The organism is Stenotrophomonas sp. KH_029, from assembly GCF_057839765.1.
Genome location: NZ_CM174498.1, coordinates 4073260 through 4090095, shown reverse-complemented (window position 1 = coordinate 4090095; position 16836 = coordinate 4073260). Strand labels below are relative to the sequence as shown.

Genomic DNA, 16836 nt, shown 5'->3' with positions numbered 1-16836 from the left:
TGAGCCGCCGCCATGATCGACCTGTACTACTGGCCCACCCCCAACGGCCACAAAGTCACCCTGTTGCTGGAGGAGCTGGGCCTGCCGTACCGGATCGTGCCGGTCAACATCGGCAATGGCGACCAGTTCAAGCCGGAATTCCTGGCCATCTCGCCCAACAACAAGATGCCGGCCCTGGTCGACCATCAGCCGGCCGACGGCGGCGCGCCGCAGAGCGTGTTCGAGTCCGGCGCGATCCTGCTGTACCTGGCCGAAAAGACCGGCCGCTTCCTGCCGACCGACGCGCGCGGCCGGGTGGCGGTGCTGGAATGGCTGTTCTGGCAGATGGCCGGGCTGGGCCCGATGAGCGGCCAGATGGGGCACTTCAACGTATATGCGCCCGAGCAGATCCCCTATGCCATCGAACGCTACAACAGCGAGGTGCGCCGCCTGCACGGGGTGATGGACAAGCGCCTGGCGCAGTCGGCCTATCTGGGTGGGGACAACTACAGCATCGCCGACATGGCCAGCTACCCGTGGATCGGCGCCTACGACAAGCTGCCGGTCGATTTCGACGCGTTCCCGCACCTCAAGCGCTGGCATGATGCGATCGCCGTGCGTCCGGCCACCGCGCGGGCCTATGCGCTGCGCGCGCAGGTCAACCCGGATGCGGGCAAGCCGCTCAGCGCCGAAGAGCGCAAACACCTGTTCGGGCAGCGGTAGCCCCCCGGTAGTGCCGGCCGCTGGCCGGCTCCTGGAATAGATGGCGCAGCGAGAAGCCGGCCAGCGGCCGGCACTACCGGCGTTTGGCCGGGCCGGGATGGTTTTGGTTAGGATGAAGCGTTCCCCACCGGCTCAGCCGGGCCGGGGGATGCCCAGACGCTGCCGGAATCCTTCATGCGCCACCTGTTTGCTTCACTTGCCCTCATGCTCGCTTCGACCACCGCCGCCCACGCTGAAAAACTGTCCCTGGAAGCCATCACCGGTCCGCTGCCGTTGTCCGGCCCGACCCTGATGAAGCCCAAGGTGGCCCCGGACGGCTCGCAGGTCAGCTTCCTGCGCGGCAAGGAAGCCAACCGCAACCAGCTGGACCTGTGGGCCTACGATATCGCCAGCGGCCAGACCCGGTTGCTGGTCGATTCCAAGCTGGTGCTGCCCGGCGAAGAAACCCTCAGCGATGCCGAAAAGGCCCGCCGCGAGCGCCAGCGCATCGCCGCGATGAGCGGCATCGTCGATTACCAGTGGTCGCCCGACGCACGCACCCTGTTGTTCCCGTTGGGCGGCGAGCTGTACCTGTACGACCTGTCCAGGCAGGGCAAGGCCGCCGTGCGCCAGCTCACCCATGGCGAAGGTTTCGCCACCGATGCCAAGCTCTCGCCCAAGGGCGGCTTCGTCAGCTTCGTGCGCGCGCGCAACCTGTGGGTGATCGACCTGGCCAGTGGCCGCCAGATCCAGCTGACCGGCGATGGCAGCGACACCATTGGCAACGGCGTGGCCGAGTTCGTCGCCGACGAGGAGATGGACCGCCACACCGGTTACTGGTGGGCGCCGGACGATTCGGCGATCGCTTTTGCGCGCATCGATGAAAGCCCGGTGCCGGTGCAGAAACGCTACGAGATGTACGCCGACCGCACCGAGATGATCGAGCAGCGTTACCCGGCCGCCGGCGACCACAACGTCACCGTCAAGCTGGCCGTGATCGCCCCGCAGGCAGGCGTCGCACCGCGCTGGATCGACCTGGGCGCCAATCCGGACATCTACCTGGCCCGCGTCGACTGGCGCGATCCGCAGCGGCTGACCTTCCAGCGCCAGTCGCGCGACCAGAAGACCCTGGAACTGATCCAGGCCGACCTGGCCAGCGGCCGCCAGCACACCCTGGTCACCGAAACCTCGCGCACCTGGGTGCCGCTGCACAACAGCCTGCATTTCCTCAAGCAGGGAGGCTTTGTGTGGTCGTCCGAACGCAGCGGCTTCGAGCACCTGTACCGCATCTCCGAGGATGGCAAACAGGTCACCGCCCTGACCAGCGGCAGCTGGCCGGTGGATGAACTGCTGGCCGTGGACGAAGCGGCCGGCAAGGCCTATTTCCGCGCCGGCATCGATTCGCCGCGCGAAAGCCAGCTCTACGCCGTGTCACTGCAGGGCGGCACCCCCCAGCGCCTGTCGCAGGCGCCGGGCATGCACAGCGCCAGCTTCGCGCGCAATGCCAGCGTCTACGTGGACAGCTGGTCCAATACCACCACCCCGCCGCAGATCGCGCTGTACCGCGCCAACGGCGAGAAGATCGCCACCCTGGTCGAGAACAACCTGGCCGATCCCAAGCATCCGTATGCGCGCTACCTGGACGCGCAGCGGCCGGTCGAATTCGGCACGCTCAAGGCCGCCGACGGCACCACCGAGCTGCACTACAGTCTGATCAAGCCGGCCGGGTTCGACCCGGGCAAGCGCTACCCGGTGGTGGTGTACGTGTATGGCGGTCCGGCCAGCCAGACCGTCACCGACAGCTGGCCCGGCCGCGGCGACCACCTGTTCAACCAGTACCTGGCCCAGCAGGGCTACGTGGTGTTCTCGCTGGACAACCGCGGCACCCCGCGCCGTGGCCGCGATTTCGGCGGCGCGCTGTATGGCGTGCAGGGCACCGTTGAAGTGGCCGACCAGCTGCGCGGCGTGGCCTGGCTGAAGCAGCAGGCCTGGGTCGACCCGGCGCGGATCGGCGTGCAGGGCTGGTCCAACGGCGGCTACATGACCCTGATGTTGCTGGCCAAGGCGTCGGACAGCTACGCCTGTGGCGTGGCCGGTGCACCGGTGACCGACTGGGGCCTGTATGACACCCACTACACCGAGCGCTACATGAACCTGCCCGGCAACAACGCCAAGGGTTATGAGCAGGCGCGCGTGCTGGCGCATATCGACGGCCTGCGCTCGCGCCTGCTGTTGATCCACGGCATGGCCGACGACAACGTGCTGTTCACCAACTCCACCGCATTGATGAGCGCGCTGCAGCAGCGCGGCCAGCGGTTCGAACTGATGACCTATCCGGGCGCCAAGCACGGCCTGTCGGGCAGCAACGCGCTGCACCGCTACCGCCTGGCCGAGGACTTCCTGGGGCGCTGTCTGGCACCATAGCGCTACATCACCGGCTACAAGGAGGACGCCGATGACCCAGCCACCCCCGCTTTCCGGGGTTGTTCGCCCTTGCCAAGGATGGTGGCGCCGCCACTGGCGCTGGACGCTTCCGCTGGCCGTGCTGGTACCCGGCGCGGCGGCCGCTGCGGTGGTCTGGTTGGTACTGGTGCAGTGGTCGCAGTGGATCCGCGGCAGCGAGCCGTATCTTGAAGCCATGCGGCGCGCGCATTGCAGCGTCGAGTTGGTGGCCGAGCTCGGCGAACCGATCCAGGACGGTTTCCTGCCGATGGGCGACGTGGCCTCCAGCGGCGATGGCACCGCCTCCAGCCAGCTGGTGGTCCAGCTTCACGGGCCGCAGGGCAAGGGCCGGTTGTTCCTGCGCGCCGACCGCGCGCAGGGCCAATGGGATTACCCGATCCTGTACGTGGTCACCGAGGCGTCCGAAACCATCGACCTGACCGCGCTGGACGATGCCGAGGCGGCGCGGCAGTGCGCGTTGCGCGAATGCCGCCAGGGAGGCGACTGCCCGCTGAAGGCAAGCCTGTAAATGCAGCGATTGCAGAGGGAGGCGTGCTTTGTCGTGACGCAGGCGGCGCGTTTCTTCCAAGGCTTCAGCAATGCTTTTCGCACCCTCTGCTGATTCGATTGATAGCGTGATGCCACGCACGGCTTGCCGCTGCCGCCGCGCCTAGTCTCGACCCTGTTCTTTCTTGTCAGGCGTTTGCGGTGGCACTACTACGTCCGCAGGCGCATCTGGCCTATTGATGGCTGCGGTTGCAGCGGGGGAAATACGCATGGGTATGCAGACGACATGGTTTGCAGGCACGGTGGCATGGGGGCTGGTACTGCCGGCATCGCCTGTCGCGGCGGCGGAAGCTTTTGTGGAGGTCGCAATATCGGGCATCGAAGCTGATGCCGAACAGCGCCGGCGGCATCGCGGTGTCGAGGTGGACTGGGTGCGCCGGGTAAGGGTCAACCCGGCTGCACTGCAGGCACAGGAAATCAGCATCGATCTCTACGATACGACCCTGCAGCTGGTCCGCGACACGCGCGATCTGCCGGCCCGATCACACGGCGAGTGGCTATACAGCATTGATGACGGCGGCAGCCCGCAACGGCAGAGGAACGCGTTGCCAGTTGCGGCTTGGGCAGGCACCGTGCACGGCAGTACCGGGATGGCCGGGTCGGTAGGCGCGCAGGGTGTCCAGGTGAAGATCTGGGCGTCTCCGCATGGGTTCAGCGCCGAGTTCCGACTAGGAAAAATGCGCTATGAACTCAATGGCGATGTATTGGTGAAGCGCGATATGCGCCGCTTCCGCGTGAACGAAAACAACGACGTCCGTGATGTACGACCGGACCGACCGACGCCCATGCGGTTGATTCACCACAACGGTCAGCCGACCGGAACCGCCGACATCCATGACAACGCGCGGGTGCTGCGCGAGACCAAGGCGATCATAGCCGGGTTCTATCCTGACCTTCTGCCATGACAGGGGGCTGGGACTCTACGTATTGCGGCACCATGACCCTTGACGGATTGTCGGCATCACCCTGACCGGGTAGGGTCGCAGGCATCCGTTCCCCGGGAGTCCTGCATGAAGCCGCTTGCCCTTGCCGTTGCGTTGGTCCTTTCCGTTCCCGCCGCGCTGAGTGCGCCGCCGGCCCTGGCCGCCACGCCAGCCACCGCCAAGACCCCGGCCAGCCCGGCCTGGGTCACCCGCAGCAACCAGCTGGCGCAGATCCTGCTGGACGCGCAGGGCCCGTTCCAGCCCGAGGAAACCGGCTTCTTCGGCATTCCCGGCTACGACGACAAGGTGGCCGATTTCGGCCCGGACAACGATGCTCGCTACCGCGCGGCAATGGCCAAGGCGCGTAGCGAACTGCAGGCCAGGCTGGCCGCCGAGCGCGATCCCAACGTGCGCCAGGACCTGGCCATCATGATCGCTGCGGCCACCCAGAACATCGAAGGCAGCGAACTCAACGAAAAGTACCTGCTGCCCTGGAACGATACCCCGCAGACCGTATTCAGCGGCATCAATCTGCTGCTGTCCGACCAGGTTCCGGCCGAACGCCGGGCCAAGGCGCTGGACCGCCTGAAGGCCTACGCCGGGCTGGCGCCGGGCAGCCAGCCGGTCACCACGCTGTCGCGCCAGCGCTATGAAGAACGTCTGGGCGACAAGACCCTGCTGCAGCCGACCAGGATCGAGGTCGAGCAGTCGCTGGCCAACGTGGACACCTACATCACCGGCATCGAGCAGCTGTTCGGCAAATACAAGATCGCCGGCGCCGACGAAACGCTGAAGACCATCGCCACCCAGCTACGCGAGTACCGCGACTGGACCCGCAAGGAGGTGCTGCCCAAGGCACGCACCGACGCCCGGCTGCCCGAGCCGCTGTACGCCTTCCAGCTCAAGCAGGTGGGCATCGATATCGCCCCGGCGTTGTTGATGCAGCGCGCGCAGCTGGAGTTCATGGAAACCCGCTCGGCGATGCGCCAGTTGGCGCCGCAGGTAGTCAAGGCCAAGGGCCTGAAGGTCGGCGACCCGACCGACGTGGTGGCGGTGGTGCGCGCGCTGAAGGGCGACAAGATCGCCGACGACCAGCTCGAGCACCACTACCGTGGCGTGATCGATGCAATCGACCCGATCATCCGCCGCGAGAAGATCGTCGATGTGCCGCAGCGGCCGATGCAGATGCGGCTGGGTTCGGCCGCCGAAAGCGCCGCCTCGCCGGCGCCGCATTTCCTGCCGGCGCCGCTGGTCGGCAACACCGGCCAGCAGGGCACCTTCGTGCTGCCGCTGGGCAACCCGGCTGCCGGCGACAAGACCGCGCAGTACGACGACTTCAATTTCGGTTCGGCGGCCTGGACGCTGAGCGCGCACGAAGGCCGCCCGGGCCATGAGCTGCAGTTCACCGCGATGGTCGAACGCGGCATCTCGCTGGCGCGCACGTTGTTCGCGTTCAACTCGGTCAACGTTGAAGGCTGGGCGTTGTACGCCGAAGCCGAGATGGTGCCGTACGAGCCGCTGGACGGGCAGTTGATCGCGCTGCAGTTCCGCCTGCTGCGCGCCGCACGCGCGATGCTCGACCCGATGCTCAACCTGGGCCTGATCGACCGCGCCAGCGCCGAGCGCGTGCTGATCGACGAAGTCGGCCTGTCCAAGGCGATGGCCACCCAGGAACTGGACCGGTACATGGTGCGTGCGCCCGGCCAGGCCGGCAGTTACTTCTACGGCTATACCCGCATCCTGGAACTGCGCATGCAGACCGAACTGGCGCTGGGCAAGCGGTTTGACCGGTTGGCGTTCAACAATTTCCTGCTCGACCAGGGCCTGCTGCCGCCGGACCAGCTGGCCAAGGCGGTCAACGACGTGTTCGTGCCGAAGTACAAAACCGATAACCGCTGAGGCGCCCGGTAGTGCCGGCCGCTGGCCGGCTCCGCAGGTATGTCGGGAGCCGGCCAGCGGCCGGCACTACCGGTTACGCGTCTGGAACACAGCCCCTGAGTCAGGGGGCGGCCGCGCAGCGGCGGGGGTATGGGGGCTGGTAAGACGGGGCCCGCGGTTTGCGCAGCAAAGCGTGGGGCGTCAGCGCGCATGCGCTGGCGCGTCGGGGTTGGGTACCCAGATCGCCACGCCGGCCGCGCGCTTCTGCGTGGTAGGAATGCCGATGCCCACGCCACCGCCCACGTGCGAACCGTAGCTGCCGGCACCCACCGACATGCCCACCGGCGAGCCGCTGGAACCCACGCCCATCAGGATCACGCCATTGGCGCCCAGCGCGGCCGCCTCGCGCTTGAGCCGCAGCACCGCCGCGTCGGTCTGGCCCTGGGTGCCAAAGCCCACCGCGCTGGACGATTCCAGCTGGGCGATCTCCACCGAGCCTGCCGGCGGCGTGGAGTAGATCTGGACGCTGGCCGGGTCTACCGGCGCACGCGCCTGGCCCAGCATCACCTTGGAGGTACTGGCGCAGCCACCCACGGCCAGCAGCAGCCCGAGTACGGCAATCGATCGGATGTTCATGCATCACCCCTGTTCAAGTAGGGGCCCGGGGGCCCGTGGCGCGATCATCGGCGGCGGCCACTGAATCGGTGCCAACGCCCTGGTGCCTACGCTAGCACTGGCGGGGTGAGCGCCATGCCGTCACCACGACGGCCGGGGCCCTGGCCCGATGAACGCGTCAGCGGCGGCAGCCCGACCGCCGTCCGCAGCGGAATCTGGGCTATGGTGGCCGGACCGTCATCAAGGGAGCGTCGCATGGGATTGATCAGTCTGTTGTGGGGCGTTCTGGCGCTGCTGTGGATGATCCTGGCGCTGATCCCGCTGCTCGGCTGGGGCAACTGGTTCCTGATTCCGTTCGCCGCGGTCGGGGCGGTGATCGCCGCGCTCGGCATCCTGTTCACCCACCCCAGCAAGCGCGGCCGGGCCTGGGCCGGGCTGGTGCTGAACGGGATCGTGGTGGTGGTCGGCATCGTCCGCCTGAGCCTGGGCGGCGGCATCGTCTGAGTACCGGCTGCGACCATCGGTCGCAGCGGCCAGGCGGCGCGCCGCAACGGCGTACAATCAGCGTCTGCGGCGGCGGCGCTGCCGGCGGCCCACGCCCACCCGGGCGCCATTCCCGCTTTCGATGATCATTCGCCCTCGTCCCCACGGCTGGCAACTGCTGTACATCCTGCGCGGCTCCATCGTTCCGGCGGTGGCGCCCAAGGTGCTGGCGATCCTGCTGCTGTCGGTCGCGGTCGCCGCCCTGGCCGAGTTCTGGCACCCGCCGGGCATCGAACGGGTCTCGGTGGCACCGTTCACGCTGCTCGGCCTGGTCCTGTCGATCTTCCTGAGCTTCCGCAACAACGCCTGTTTCGAGCGGTGGTGGGAAGGCCGCAAGCTGTGGGGCCAGCTGGTCTACGAATCGCGCAGCCTGGCGCGGCTGTGCACCGCGTTGCTGGCCGATGATGCGCCACGCCGGGCGCGCATCTGCCGGCTGGGGATCGGCTTTGCGCATGCCCTGGCGGCCAGGCTGCGTGGCCGCGACGCGGCGTTGGCCGCGCTGCCCTGGGTGGACGATGCCGATCACGCGCGCTTCGGTGAACGGCTCAATGCGCCGGACCAGCTGCTGGCGATGATCGCCGCCGAACTGGCGCAGCCGCTGCGCGCCGGTCGCCTCGATCCGATCCTGTACGCCCAGTTCGAAACCCGCCTGCATGCGATGTCCAGCATCCAGGCCGGCTGCGAGCGGATCCTGTCCACGCCGCTGCCATTTGCCTACACCCTGCTGCTGCACCGTTGCGCGTGGCTGTTCTGCGTGCTGCTGCCGTTCGGGCTGGCCAGCTCGCTGGGCTGGGCCACGCCGGTGGTCTCGGCGGTGCTGGCCTACGCCTTCTTCGGGCTGGACCAGCTCGGCGAAGAGATGGAAGAGCCGTTCGGCCTGGAAGCCAACGACCTGCCGCTGGACGCGCTGGTGCGCACCATTGAAATCGACCTGCTCGACAGCCTCGGCGTGCAGCCGCTGCCGGCGCCGCTGCAACCGCATCGTTACCTGCTGCAGTAAACCTGCGGCATTCCCACTGATTCCGTCACGGAGCACCCCATGGCCCACCCCGACTACCGCCCCCGCCGCATGCGCCACGACGAGTTCTCGCGCCGGTTGATGCGCGAAAACACGCTGACCACCGACGATCTGATCTACCCGGTGTTCGTGCACGAGCTGGCCGGCCGCGCGCCGGTGGCCTCGATGCCGGGCGTGGAGCGGTTGTCGATCGACGAGCTGCTCAAGGTGGCCGAAGAGGCGCTGGAGCTGGGCATCCCGGTGATCGACCTGTTCCCGGTGATCGACCCGGCCGGCAAGTCGCTGGACGCGGCCGCGGCGTGGGACGACAACGGCCTGGCCCAGCGGGCGATCCGCGCGCTGAAATCGCGCTTCCCCGAGCTGGGGGTGATGACCGATGTGGCGCTGGACCCGTACACCACCCACGGCCAGGACGGCATCATCGATGCCAGCGGCTATGTGCTCAACGACATCACCGTCGAGGCGCTGGTCAGGCAGTCGCTGTCGCATGCCGAGGCGGGCGTGGACATCATCTCGCCGTCGGACATGATGGATGGCCGGATCGGCGCGATCCGCCGCGCGCTGGACGCTGGCAGCCACGTCAACGTGCGCATCATGGCCTACTCGGCCAAGTACGCCTCGGCCTTCTATGGCCCGTTCCGCGACGCGGTGGGCAGCTCGGCCAGCCTTGGCAAGGCCGACAAGAAGACCTACCAGATGGACCCGGCCAACGGCGATGAGGCCATGCGCGAGATCGCGCTGGACCTGGAAGAGGGTGCGGACATGGTGATGGTCAAGCCGGGCATGCCGTATCTGGACCTGGTGCGCCGGGTCAAGCAGCAGTTCGGGGTACCCACCTTCGCCTACCAGGTCAGTGGCGAGTACGCGATGATGAAGGCGGCCTTCGCCAATGGCTGGCTGGACGAACGCGCCTGCGTGCTGGAATCGCTGATCGGCTTCAAGCGCGCCGGCGCCGATGGCGTGCTGACCTATTTCGCCCCGCAGGTGGCGCGCTGGCTGCGCGAACGCTGACAATACGCGCCAACACGCAGACAGGGGCACGATGATGCAGACGATGGGATGGGTGCAGTGGGTCACCTGGAGTGCCGGGGTGCTGGCCTTCGCGGTGGTGATCGGCCTGGTCATCCGCGGCGTGGTACGCGCCGGCCGGCGTGCACCGGAGCAACCGTCAGCGGCAGCACGGGTAGCCCGTGAGGCGCAGCTGTCACCGGAACTGCAGGCGCAGCTGGCGGCTTTGAACCAACGCAAGGACGACGGCCAGATCAGCGAAGCGGAGTACGAACAGCAGCGCGCCGGGTTGCTGCGCAACGCCTGATGCCCCGGTACCGACCAACGGTCGGCACCCACCGTTGAGTGTCTGGGGGAAAGCCCCCTGAGTCAGGGGGCGGCGCCGAAGGCGCGGGGGTCTGGGTGATGGTAAGACGGGGCCCGCGGTTTGCGCAGCGAAGCGTGGGGCGTCAGCGCGCATGCGCTGGCGATCACCAGATCAGCGAAGCGGAGTACGAACAGCAGCGCGCCGAGTTGCTGTCCTCGCGCTGACCCGGCGGAGAGCGCATCCACGCATGGCGTGGATCTACGGTCCGTCCGCATCCGGGGGTAGATCCACGCCATGCGTGGAGACCGCGTGCAGCGCGGCACAAGCATCCGGAGCCTGGATCACAGACGTTCCGGGTTCCGTCCGGGGATGAAACCCGAGCGAAGCGGCGCATCAGGTGTTCAGGTGCCGGGAACCTGCGTACCCACGCACGCTGTGGATTCACGGTTTTCCGCCACGGGCGTCTTCATCCGATACAGATCCAGCCCACCGGCACGCGGTGCGCGCGCCACCCCGGCCAAGACCAGCTCGGTCGGTTTGGACGCGTCCACCACCGGGGCGCCGGTCCGGCCGTCGGCGCTGTTGAACGACAGCACCAGCGGCGTGGCCGGCTGCCGGTAGTCGCAGCCGACCAGCCACACCTGCGAGCCGGCGGCGGTGACCCGGGTGATCGCCAGGGCCCCGTCGTTGCCCAGCCAGTCCCCGCCCAGTTCGTCGGCCGCGCTGTTGAGCGGCGCCGGCAGTGCCGTGGCGGTGTTGAAGCCCCGGCCCTGGGCGGTCGCCTGGTACAGGTCGAAGCCGCTGCGGGTGCCCTTGCCATTGCGCGCGAACAGCAGCACCTGGCCATCCGGGCGCACGGCCGGGCGGCGCTCGTCGGCGGCGGTGTTGACCGTCACCGGCATCGTCAGCACCGGCCCGAAACTGCCGTCGGCGCGGATCATCACCCCGTGCAGGTCGAACCCACCGGGCCCGCCGCTGGCGTTGGAGGCGAAGTACAGCCAGGCGCCGTCATGGCTGAAGAACGGGTCGAGCTCATCGCTGGCGGTGTTGAAGGCCAGCGGCGTGGGGTCCTGCCAGCGACCGTCGCGCAGCACCGCCTGCCACAGATCCCAGCCGCCGGCGCCGCCGGCGCGGTCGGAGGCCCAGACGATGCGCTGGCCGTCCGGGGCGATCGTGGCCTGGGCCTCGTTGGCCCGGGTCGAGACCACGCCCATGCCTTCGATGCCGAATTCGGAAAGCGCCATCGCCTGCGGCATGGAGAGTAAACTGGCGCACAGCGCGAGCAGTGACAATGGAGTGCGCATAGCCGCTTCCGTTGGGGGTTTGCGTTCCATTCTAGGCCCGGAGCAGACATACCCATGACCGCCGACCATTACGCCGTATTCGGCCAGCCCATCGCACACTCGCAGTCGCCGCGGATCCACGCCGCGTTCGGCCGCCAGGAAGGCATCGCGCTGGACTACCGCGCCATCGATGCGGCCCCGGACGATTTCGCCGCCGCGCTGGAGGCCTTCGCCGCCGCCGGCGGGGTCGGCGCCAACATCACCGCGCCGCACAAGCAGGCCGCCTTCGCGGCGTGCACCACGCTGACCTCGCGCGCGCGCCGCGCCGGCGCGGTCAACACCCTGCTGCGCAAGGGCGACCGCTGGCATGGCGACACCACCGACGGCATCGGCCTGGTGCGCGACCTCACCGACCGCCACGGGCTGGACCTGCGCGGCCGGCGCACGCTGCTGATCGGCGCCGGCGGCTCGGCCCGCAGCGTCGCCCCGGCTCTGCTCGATGCCGGCATCCTGGAGCTGGTGGTGGTCAACCGCACCCCCGAACGCGCCGATGCGCTGATCGATGCGATGGGCGAACCAGGCCGCGCGATCACCCGCTACTGGGAAGACATGCGCGAGCTGGGCGACTTCGAATTGATCATCAACGCCACCTCGGCCGGTCACGATCGCGCCGCCGGATTCAAGCTGCCGCTGGGCCTGGTCAACAGCATGACCACTGCGGTGGACCTGAACTACGGCGAGGCGGCCATCGCCTTCATCGCCTGGGCGCGTTCGGCCGGTTGCCGCAACGTGGTCGATGGCCTGGGCATGCTGGTCGAGCAGGCCGCCGAGAGCTTCCTGCAGTGGCATGCGGTGCGCCCGCAGACCGATGCGGTGTATGCCGAACTGCGCGGCGAACACGCGCTGGCCGGCGAGGACTGAGCGCCATGGACATGGACCTGATGGTGACCATGCTGACCATGACCGCCGCGCGCCTGCCGATCCTGATCGCGCTGGCGGTCTCGGTGGTGTGGGTGGTCGATACGCCGGCCGGCGCGCTGCGCAGCGTGGCGCTGTCGGCGCTGGCCCTGCTGGCGGTGACTACCCTGGCCGGGCTGGTGCTGAACGTGGTGCCGGTCTGGCTGGTGGCGCAGGGCAACTACGAAACGGTGCAGGGCATGTCCGGCTGGCTGGGCGCCGGCCATTTCGTGCTGAGCCTGCTGGAGGCGCTGGCGGTGGTGCTGCTGGTGTGGGCGATGACCCGCGCGCTGCGCAGCCTGAAGGCCGCACGGCCGGCCTGAGCCTGGTGCACGGGGCGGCCGGTCCGGCCGTCATCCGTGCGCGCGGTCGCGGATCTGAACCGGTGCGGAAATCCGCACCGGCCAGCGCGCCCCGGGCATGAGAAAATACCCGCCGATCCAGGCAGGTGTCCCCCCGGCGTGACCGAAAAAGTTGAAGCTCCGCGTGCGCTGAACGACGAGATGAAGGCCGCCATCCGCGATGCCTACGCCAAGCTGCAGGCCAATACCCCCGGCTTCAGCACCCGGCGTTCGCAGAGCCAGATGATCGGCGTGGTCTCGCGTGCGCTGTCGCACAGCGGCGGCGTCGGCGTGGTCGAAGCGCCCACCGGCGTGGGCAAGTCGCTGGGCTACCTGACCGCCGGCGTGCCGATCGCGCTGGCCACCAAGAAGAAACTGGTGATCAGCACCGGCACGGTGGCGCTGCAGTCGCAGCTGGTCGAGCGCGACATCCCCAACTTCCTCAAGGCCACCGGGCTGGAAGCGACCGTGGCGCTGGCCAAGGGCCGCACCCGCTACCTGTGCACGCGCAACGCCGCCGAAGCGCATGGCGACGGCGCGCAGGAGGGCATGTTCGAGGACGAGCAGCCCTTGTTCGACCGGCCGCTGGCGCCGATCGAAATGGACCTGGCGCAGAAGCTGAGCAAGGACTTCCTGGAAGGGCGCTGGAACGGCGACCTGGACAATGCCCCGGACACCATCAGCAACACCCTGCGCTCGCGTATCACCACCCCGGCCTCCGGCTGCGCCGGGCGCAAGTGCGCTTACTCGGCGCAGTGCGCGGTGCTGCGCTCGCGCAACAGCGTGCGCGAGGCGCAGATCGTGGTCACCAACCACGCGCTGTTGCTGTCGGCGCTGTCGATCGGCGACAGCGACAACGGCCAGCCGCTGATCGCCCCGCCCTCGGACATGCTGCTGGTGCTCGACGAAGGCCACCATATCGGCAGCGTGGCCATCGACCAGGGCGCGGCCAGCCTGGCCCTGGACGAGATGGCCAAGCGCACCGGCCGGCTGCAGGTGCTGATCGCCGCCTCTTACCGCGCGGTGGACAAGGACAAGCTGGGCAACCTGCTGCCCAACGAGGCGATCGAGGCGGCGGCCAAGGTCAGCAAGCAGCTGAAGGCCTTCCGCGATGTGATCGAACGCGGCTGGCGCCCGGACCCGGCCGCGCAGGAGCCGATGTGGCGCGCGCCCAACGGCCGCCTGCCGGAGACCTGGATGGCCGATATCGAGGCCATTGCCGACGATACCCGCAGCCTGTTCAACTGGGCCCATGCCGCATTGGCCCAGGTGGCCAAGGGCAAGCCCGAGGACGCCGCGCGCGAACGCCTGCAGCGCAACCTGGGCATGGCGCTGGAGATGATCGAGGCCCAGCACAATCTGTGGACCGCCTGGCGCCGCGAGGACAAGGAAGGCCAGCCGCCGATGGCCCGCTGGGTGACCCTGTCGCGCGATGGCGATCTGGTCCTGCATGGCTCGCCGATCTCGGCCGCGCATGTGCTGCGCAAGCTGTTGTGGGATGAAGTGGATTCGGTGGTGATGACCTCGGCCACGCTGACCGGCGGCGGCGATTTCCAGTCGCTGGCGATCGACAACGGCATTCCCGAGGAAGCCGAACTGGTTTCGCTGTCCTCACCGTTCGACCTGCCCAACCAGGCCCAGCTGATCGTGCCTGCGTTCCCGGTCACGCCCGACGACAAGGAAGGCCACCCCAGGGAAGTGGCCAAGTACCTGGTCAGGGAACTGGACTGGGACAAGGGCAGCATCGTGCTGTTCACCTCGCGCTGGAAGATGGAGAAGGTGGCCGAGCTGATGCCGGCCGAACAGCGCAAGCGGGTGCTGGTGCAGGGCGAGGGTGCCAAGCAGAAGATGATCGACGAACACCTGCGGCGCACCTCGGCCGGCGAAGGCTCGGTGCTGTTCGGCCTGAATTCGTTCGGCGAAGGCCTGGACCTGCCCGGCGAGGCGTGCACCACGGTGGTGATCACCCAGGTGCCGTTCGCCGTGCCCACCGACCCGCAGACCTCGACCCTGAGCGAGTGGTTCGAAAGCCGCGGGTTGAACGCCTTCAACCTGATCGCCATCCCGCACGCGCTGCGCACGCTGACCCAGTTCTCCGGCCGCCTGATCCGTACCTCCACCGACACCGGCCGGGTGATCATCCTCGACTCGCGCCTGCTCAGCCGCCGCTACGGCAAGCGCATCATCGACGCGCTGCCGCCGTTTAAGCGCGTCATCGGGTAGGCCCCTTCACCGCGCCATCCACGCCTGGCGTGGATCTACCCGGGCAACGATCCGCCCGCATGGCATGCGTGGATGGCCACGCACCGGTTAGCGCCAGGCTCTGCCGGCTGCCATGGATCCACGCCATGCGTGCATGGCCGCACCGGTAGCGCCGGGTTCTGTCGGTTGCGGTAGATCCACGCCATGCGTGGATGCCGTTCGCGCCTGCCCTTACAGCTTCGACAGATCCCGCACCGCGCCCTTGTCGGCGCTGGTGGCCAGTAGCGCATACGCCTTCAATGCACCGGTGACCTTGCGTGGGCGCGCTTCACGCGGCGCCCAGCCCAGCGCATCCTGTTCGGTGCGGCGCGTGGCCAGGGTGGCGTCGTCGACCAGCAGGTCGATGCGCCGCGCCGGGATGTCGATGCGGATGCGGTCGCCTTCGCGCACCAGCCCGATCACCCCGCCAGCGGCCGCTTCCGGCGAGGCATGCCCGATCGACAGCCCGGAAGTACCGCCGGAGAAGCGTCCATCGGTGAGCAGCGCGCACTGCTTGCCCAGCCCCTTGGACTTCAGGTAGCTGGTCGGGTACAGCATTTCCTGCATGCCCGGCCCGCCGCGCGGGCCTTCGTAGCGGATCACCACCACGTCGCCGGCCACCACCTGGTCGGCAAGAATGCCCTGCACGGCCGCGTCCTGGCTTTCAAACACGCGTGCGCGGCCTTCGAATACATGGATGGATTCATCCACGCCGGCGGTCTTGACCACGCAGCCATCGGGCGCCAGGTTGCCGCGCAGCACCGCCAGCCCGCCTTCGGCCGAGTAGGCATGGGCGACATCGCGGATGCAGCCTTCGGCGCGGTCCACGTCCAGCGTCGGCCAGCGCGTGGCCTGGCTGAAGGCGACCTGGGTGGGGATGCCGGCCGGCCCGGCGCGGAAGAAGGTGTGCACGCCTTCCTCGGCGCTCACCGCCACGTCCCAGCGCGCGATCGCCTCGGCCAGGGTGCGGCTGTGCACGGTCGGCACGTCGGTATGCAGCAGGCCGCCGCGCGCCAGCTCGCCGAGGATGCCGTACACGCCGCCGGCGCGGTGCACGTCCTCCATGTGGTACTTCGGCGTGTTCGGCGCCACCTTGCACAGCTGCGGCACGCGCCGCGACAACGCGTCGATCGCATGCAGGTCGAAGTCGACCTCCGCTTCCTGGGCGGCGGCCAGCAGGTGCAGGATGGTATTGGTCGAACCGCCCATGGCGATGTCCAGGGTCATCGCGTTCTCGAAGGCGGCGATGCTGGCGATGTTGCGCGGCAGTGCGTTGGCATCCTCGCCGCCGTACCAGCGGTGGCACAGCTCCACGATCACCCGCCCGGCGCGGCGGAACAGCTGCTCGCGGTCGGCGTGGGTGGCCAGGGTCGAGCCATTGCCGGGCAGCGACAGGCCCAGTGCTTCGGTCAGGCAGTTCATCGAGTTGGCGGTGAACATGCCCGAGCACGACCCGCAGGTCGGGCAGGCGCTGCGCTCGACCTCGGCCACCGTCTCATCGGAGGCGTTGGGGTCGGCGGCGATCACCATCGCATCGACCAGGTCCAGCTTGTGTTCGGACAGGCGCGTCTTGCCCGCTTCCATCGGCCCGCCGGACACGAACACCACCGGAATGTTCAGGCGCAGCGCGGCCATCAGCATGCCCGGGGTGATCTTGTCGCAGTTGGAAATGCACACCAGCGCGTCGGCGCAGTGCGCATTGACCATGTACTCGACCGAGTCGGCGATGATCTCGCGGCTGGGCAGCGAGTACAGCATGCCGTCGTGGCCCATGGCGATGCCGTCGTCCACCGCGATGGTGTTGAATTCCTTGGCCACCCCGCCGACCTGTTCGATCTCGCGCGCCACCAGCTGGCCCAGGTCCTTGAGGTGCACGTGGCCGGGCACGAACTGGGTGAACGAGTTGGCGATGGCGATGATCGGCTTGTGGAAGTCGCCATCGGTCATGCCGGTGGCGCGCCACAGGGCGCGGGCGCCGGCCATGTTGCGGCCGGCGGTGGACGTGCGGGAGCGGTATTCAGGCATGGGGCTG

The 16836-nt window shown here is 68.4% G+C and carries 15 protein-coding genes; 12 read left to right on the top strand and 3 right to left on the bottom strand.

Annotated elements, in window-relative coordinates; translation table 11 throughout:
* Window positions 1-12: 12 nt before the first annotated feature.
* From AC3ITM_RS18315 to AC3ITM_RS18295, 5 genes are all read left to right on the top strand, one after another.
* Window positions 13-702 carry a glutathione S-transferase N-terminal domain-containing protein gene (locus AC3ITM_RS18315; RefSeq protein WP_489267081.1) on the top strand — a complete coding sequence of 230 codons (690 nt, stop codon included), beginning with the start codon at window positions 13-15 and terminating at the stop codon, window positions 700-702.
* A gap of 174 nt (window positions 703-876) precedes the next feature.
* Entirely contained in the window at window positions 877-3105 is a 2229-nt protein-coding gene (locus tag AC3ITM_RS18310) for a S9 family peptidase (RefSeq protein ID WP_489267079.1), read from the top strand.
* Window positions 3106-3136: 31 nt separating this feature from the next.
* Complete coding sequence (locus AC3ITM_RS18305) at window positions 3137-3652, top strand: cytochrome c oxidase assembly factor Coa1 family protein (protein WP_489267077.1); 516 nt, start codon at window positions 3137-3139, stop codon at window positions 3650-3652.
* 247 nt (window positions 3653-3899) lie between these two features.
* A complete protein-coding gene (locus tag AC3ITM_RS18300; protein ID WP_489267076.1) occupies window positions 3900-4595 on the top strand; it encodes a hypothetical protein in 696 nt (231 codons plus the stop codon).
* A 105-nt stretch (window positions 4596-4700) separates the two neighbouring features.
* Window positions 4701-6512, top strand: coding sequence for a DUF885 domain-containing protein (locus AC3ITM_RS18295; RefSeq protein WP_489267074.1), 1812 nt, complete (start codon window positions 4701-4703; stop codon window positions 6510-6512).
* Between the two features lie 180 nt (window positions 6513-6692).
* Here AC3ITM_RS18295 and AC3ITM_RS18290 read toward each other — a convergent pair whose 3' ends face one another.
* Entirely contained in the window at window positions 6693-7127 is a 435-nt protein-coding gene (locus tag AC3ITM_RS18290) for a hypothetical protein (protein WP_489267073.1), read from the bottom strand.
* Window positions 7128-7361: 234 nt separating this feature from the next.
* Between AC3ITM_RS18290 and AC3ITM_RS18285 the strand changes: the two genes are divergently transcribed.
* The 4 genes from AC3ITM_RS18285 (at window position 7362) to AC3ITM_RS18270 (ending at window position 9982) form a co-directional block, all read left to right on the top strand.
* Window positions 7362-7610: a hypothetical protein gene (locus tag AC3ITM_RS18285; RefSeq protein ID WP_228886103.1), complete on the top strand. Its 249-nt coding sequence runs from the start codon at window positions 7362-7364 to the stop codon at window positions 7608-7610.
* 121 nt (window positions 7611-7731) lie between these two features.
* On the top strand, window positions 7732-8649 hold the full coding sequence (locus tag AC3ITM_RS18280; protein ID WP_489267072.1) for a bestrophin family protein: 918 nt from the start codon (window positions 7732-7734) through the stop codon (window positions 8647-8649).
* Between the two features lie 39 nt (window positions 8650-8688).
* Window positions 8689-9678 (top strand): porphobilinogen synthase, encoded by a 990-nt coding sequence (gene hemB, locus AC3ITM_RS18275; protein WP_489267071.1) that lies wholly within the window; start codon window positions 8689-8691, stop codon window positions 9676-9678.
* A 31-nt stretch (window positions 9679-9709) separates the two neighbouring features.
* Window positions 9710-9982, top strand: a complete 273-nt coding sequence (locus tag AC3ITM_RS18270) for an SHOCT domain-containing protein (RefSeq protein WP_489267070.1) — start codon at window positions 9710-9712, stop codon at window positions 9980-9982.
* A gap of 401 nt (window positions 9983-10383) precedes the next feature.
* Here AC3ITM_RS18270 and AC3ITM_RS18265 read toward each other — a convergent pair whose 3' ends face one another.
* Window positions 10384-11286: a TolB family protein gene (locus AC3ITM_RS18265; RefSeq protein WP_489267069.1), complete on the bottom strand. Its 903-nt coding sequence runs from the start codon at window positions 11284-11286 to the stop codon at window positions 10384-10386.
* Window positions 11287-11340: 54 nt separating this feature from the next.
* Between AC3ITM_RS18265 and aroE the strand changes: the two genes are divergently transcribed.
* The 3 genes from aroE (at window position 11341) to dinG (ending at window position 14786) form a co-directional block, all read left to right on the top strand.
* A complete protein-coding gene (aroE, locus tag AC3ITM_RS18260; protein WP_489267067.1) occupies window positions 11341-12186 on the top strand; it encodes a shikimate dehydrogenase in 846 nt (281 codons plus the stop codon).
* A gap of 5 nt (window positions 12187-12191) precedes the next feature.
* Window positions 12192-12545 carry a hypothetical protein gene (locus tag AC3ITM_RS18255; RefSeq protein WP_489267065.1) on the top strand — a complete coding sequence of 118 codons (354 nt, stop codon included), beginning with the start codon at window positions 12192-12194 and terminating at the stop codon, window positions 12543-12545.
* Window positions 12546-12725: 180 nt separating this feature from the next.
* Entirely contained in the window at window positions 12726-14786 is a 2061-nt protein-coding gene (dinG, locus tag AC3ITM_RS18250) for an ATP-dependent DNA helicase DinG (RefSeq protein ID WP_489270137.1), read from the top strand.
* A 210-nt stretch (window positions 14787-14996) separates the two neighbouring features.
* Here the strand turns inward: dinG and ilvD are convergent, their stop codons facing one another.
* Window positions 14997-16829 (bottom strand): dihydroxy-acid dehydratase, encoded by a 1833-nt coding sequence (gene ilvD / locus AC3ITM_RS18245; RefSeq protein ID WP_489267064.1) that lies wholly within the window; start codon window positions 16827-16829, stop codon window positions 14997-14999.
* Window positions 16830-16836: the final 7 nt, after the last annotated feature.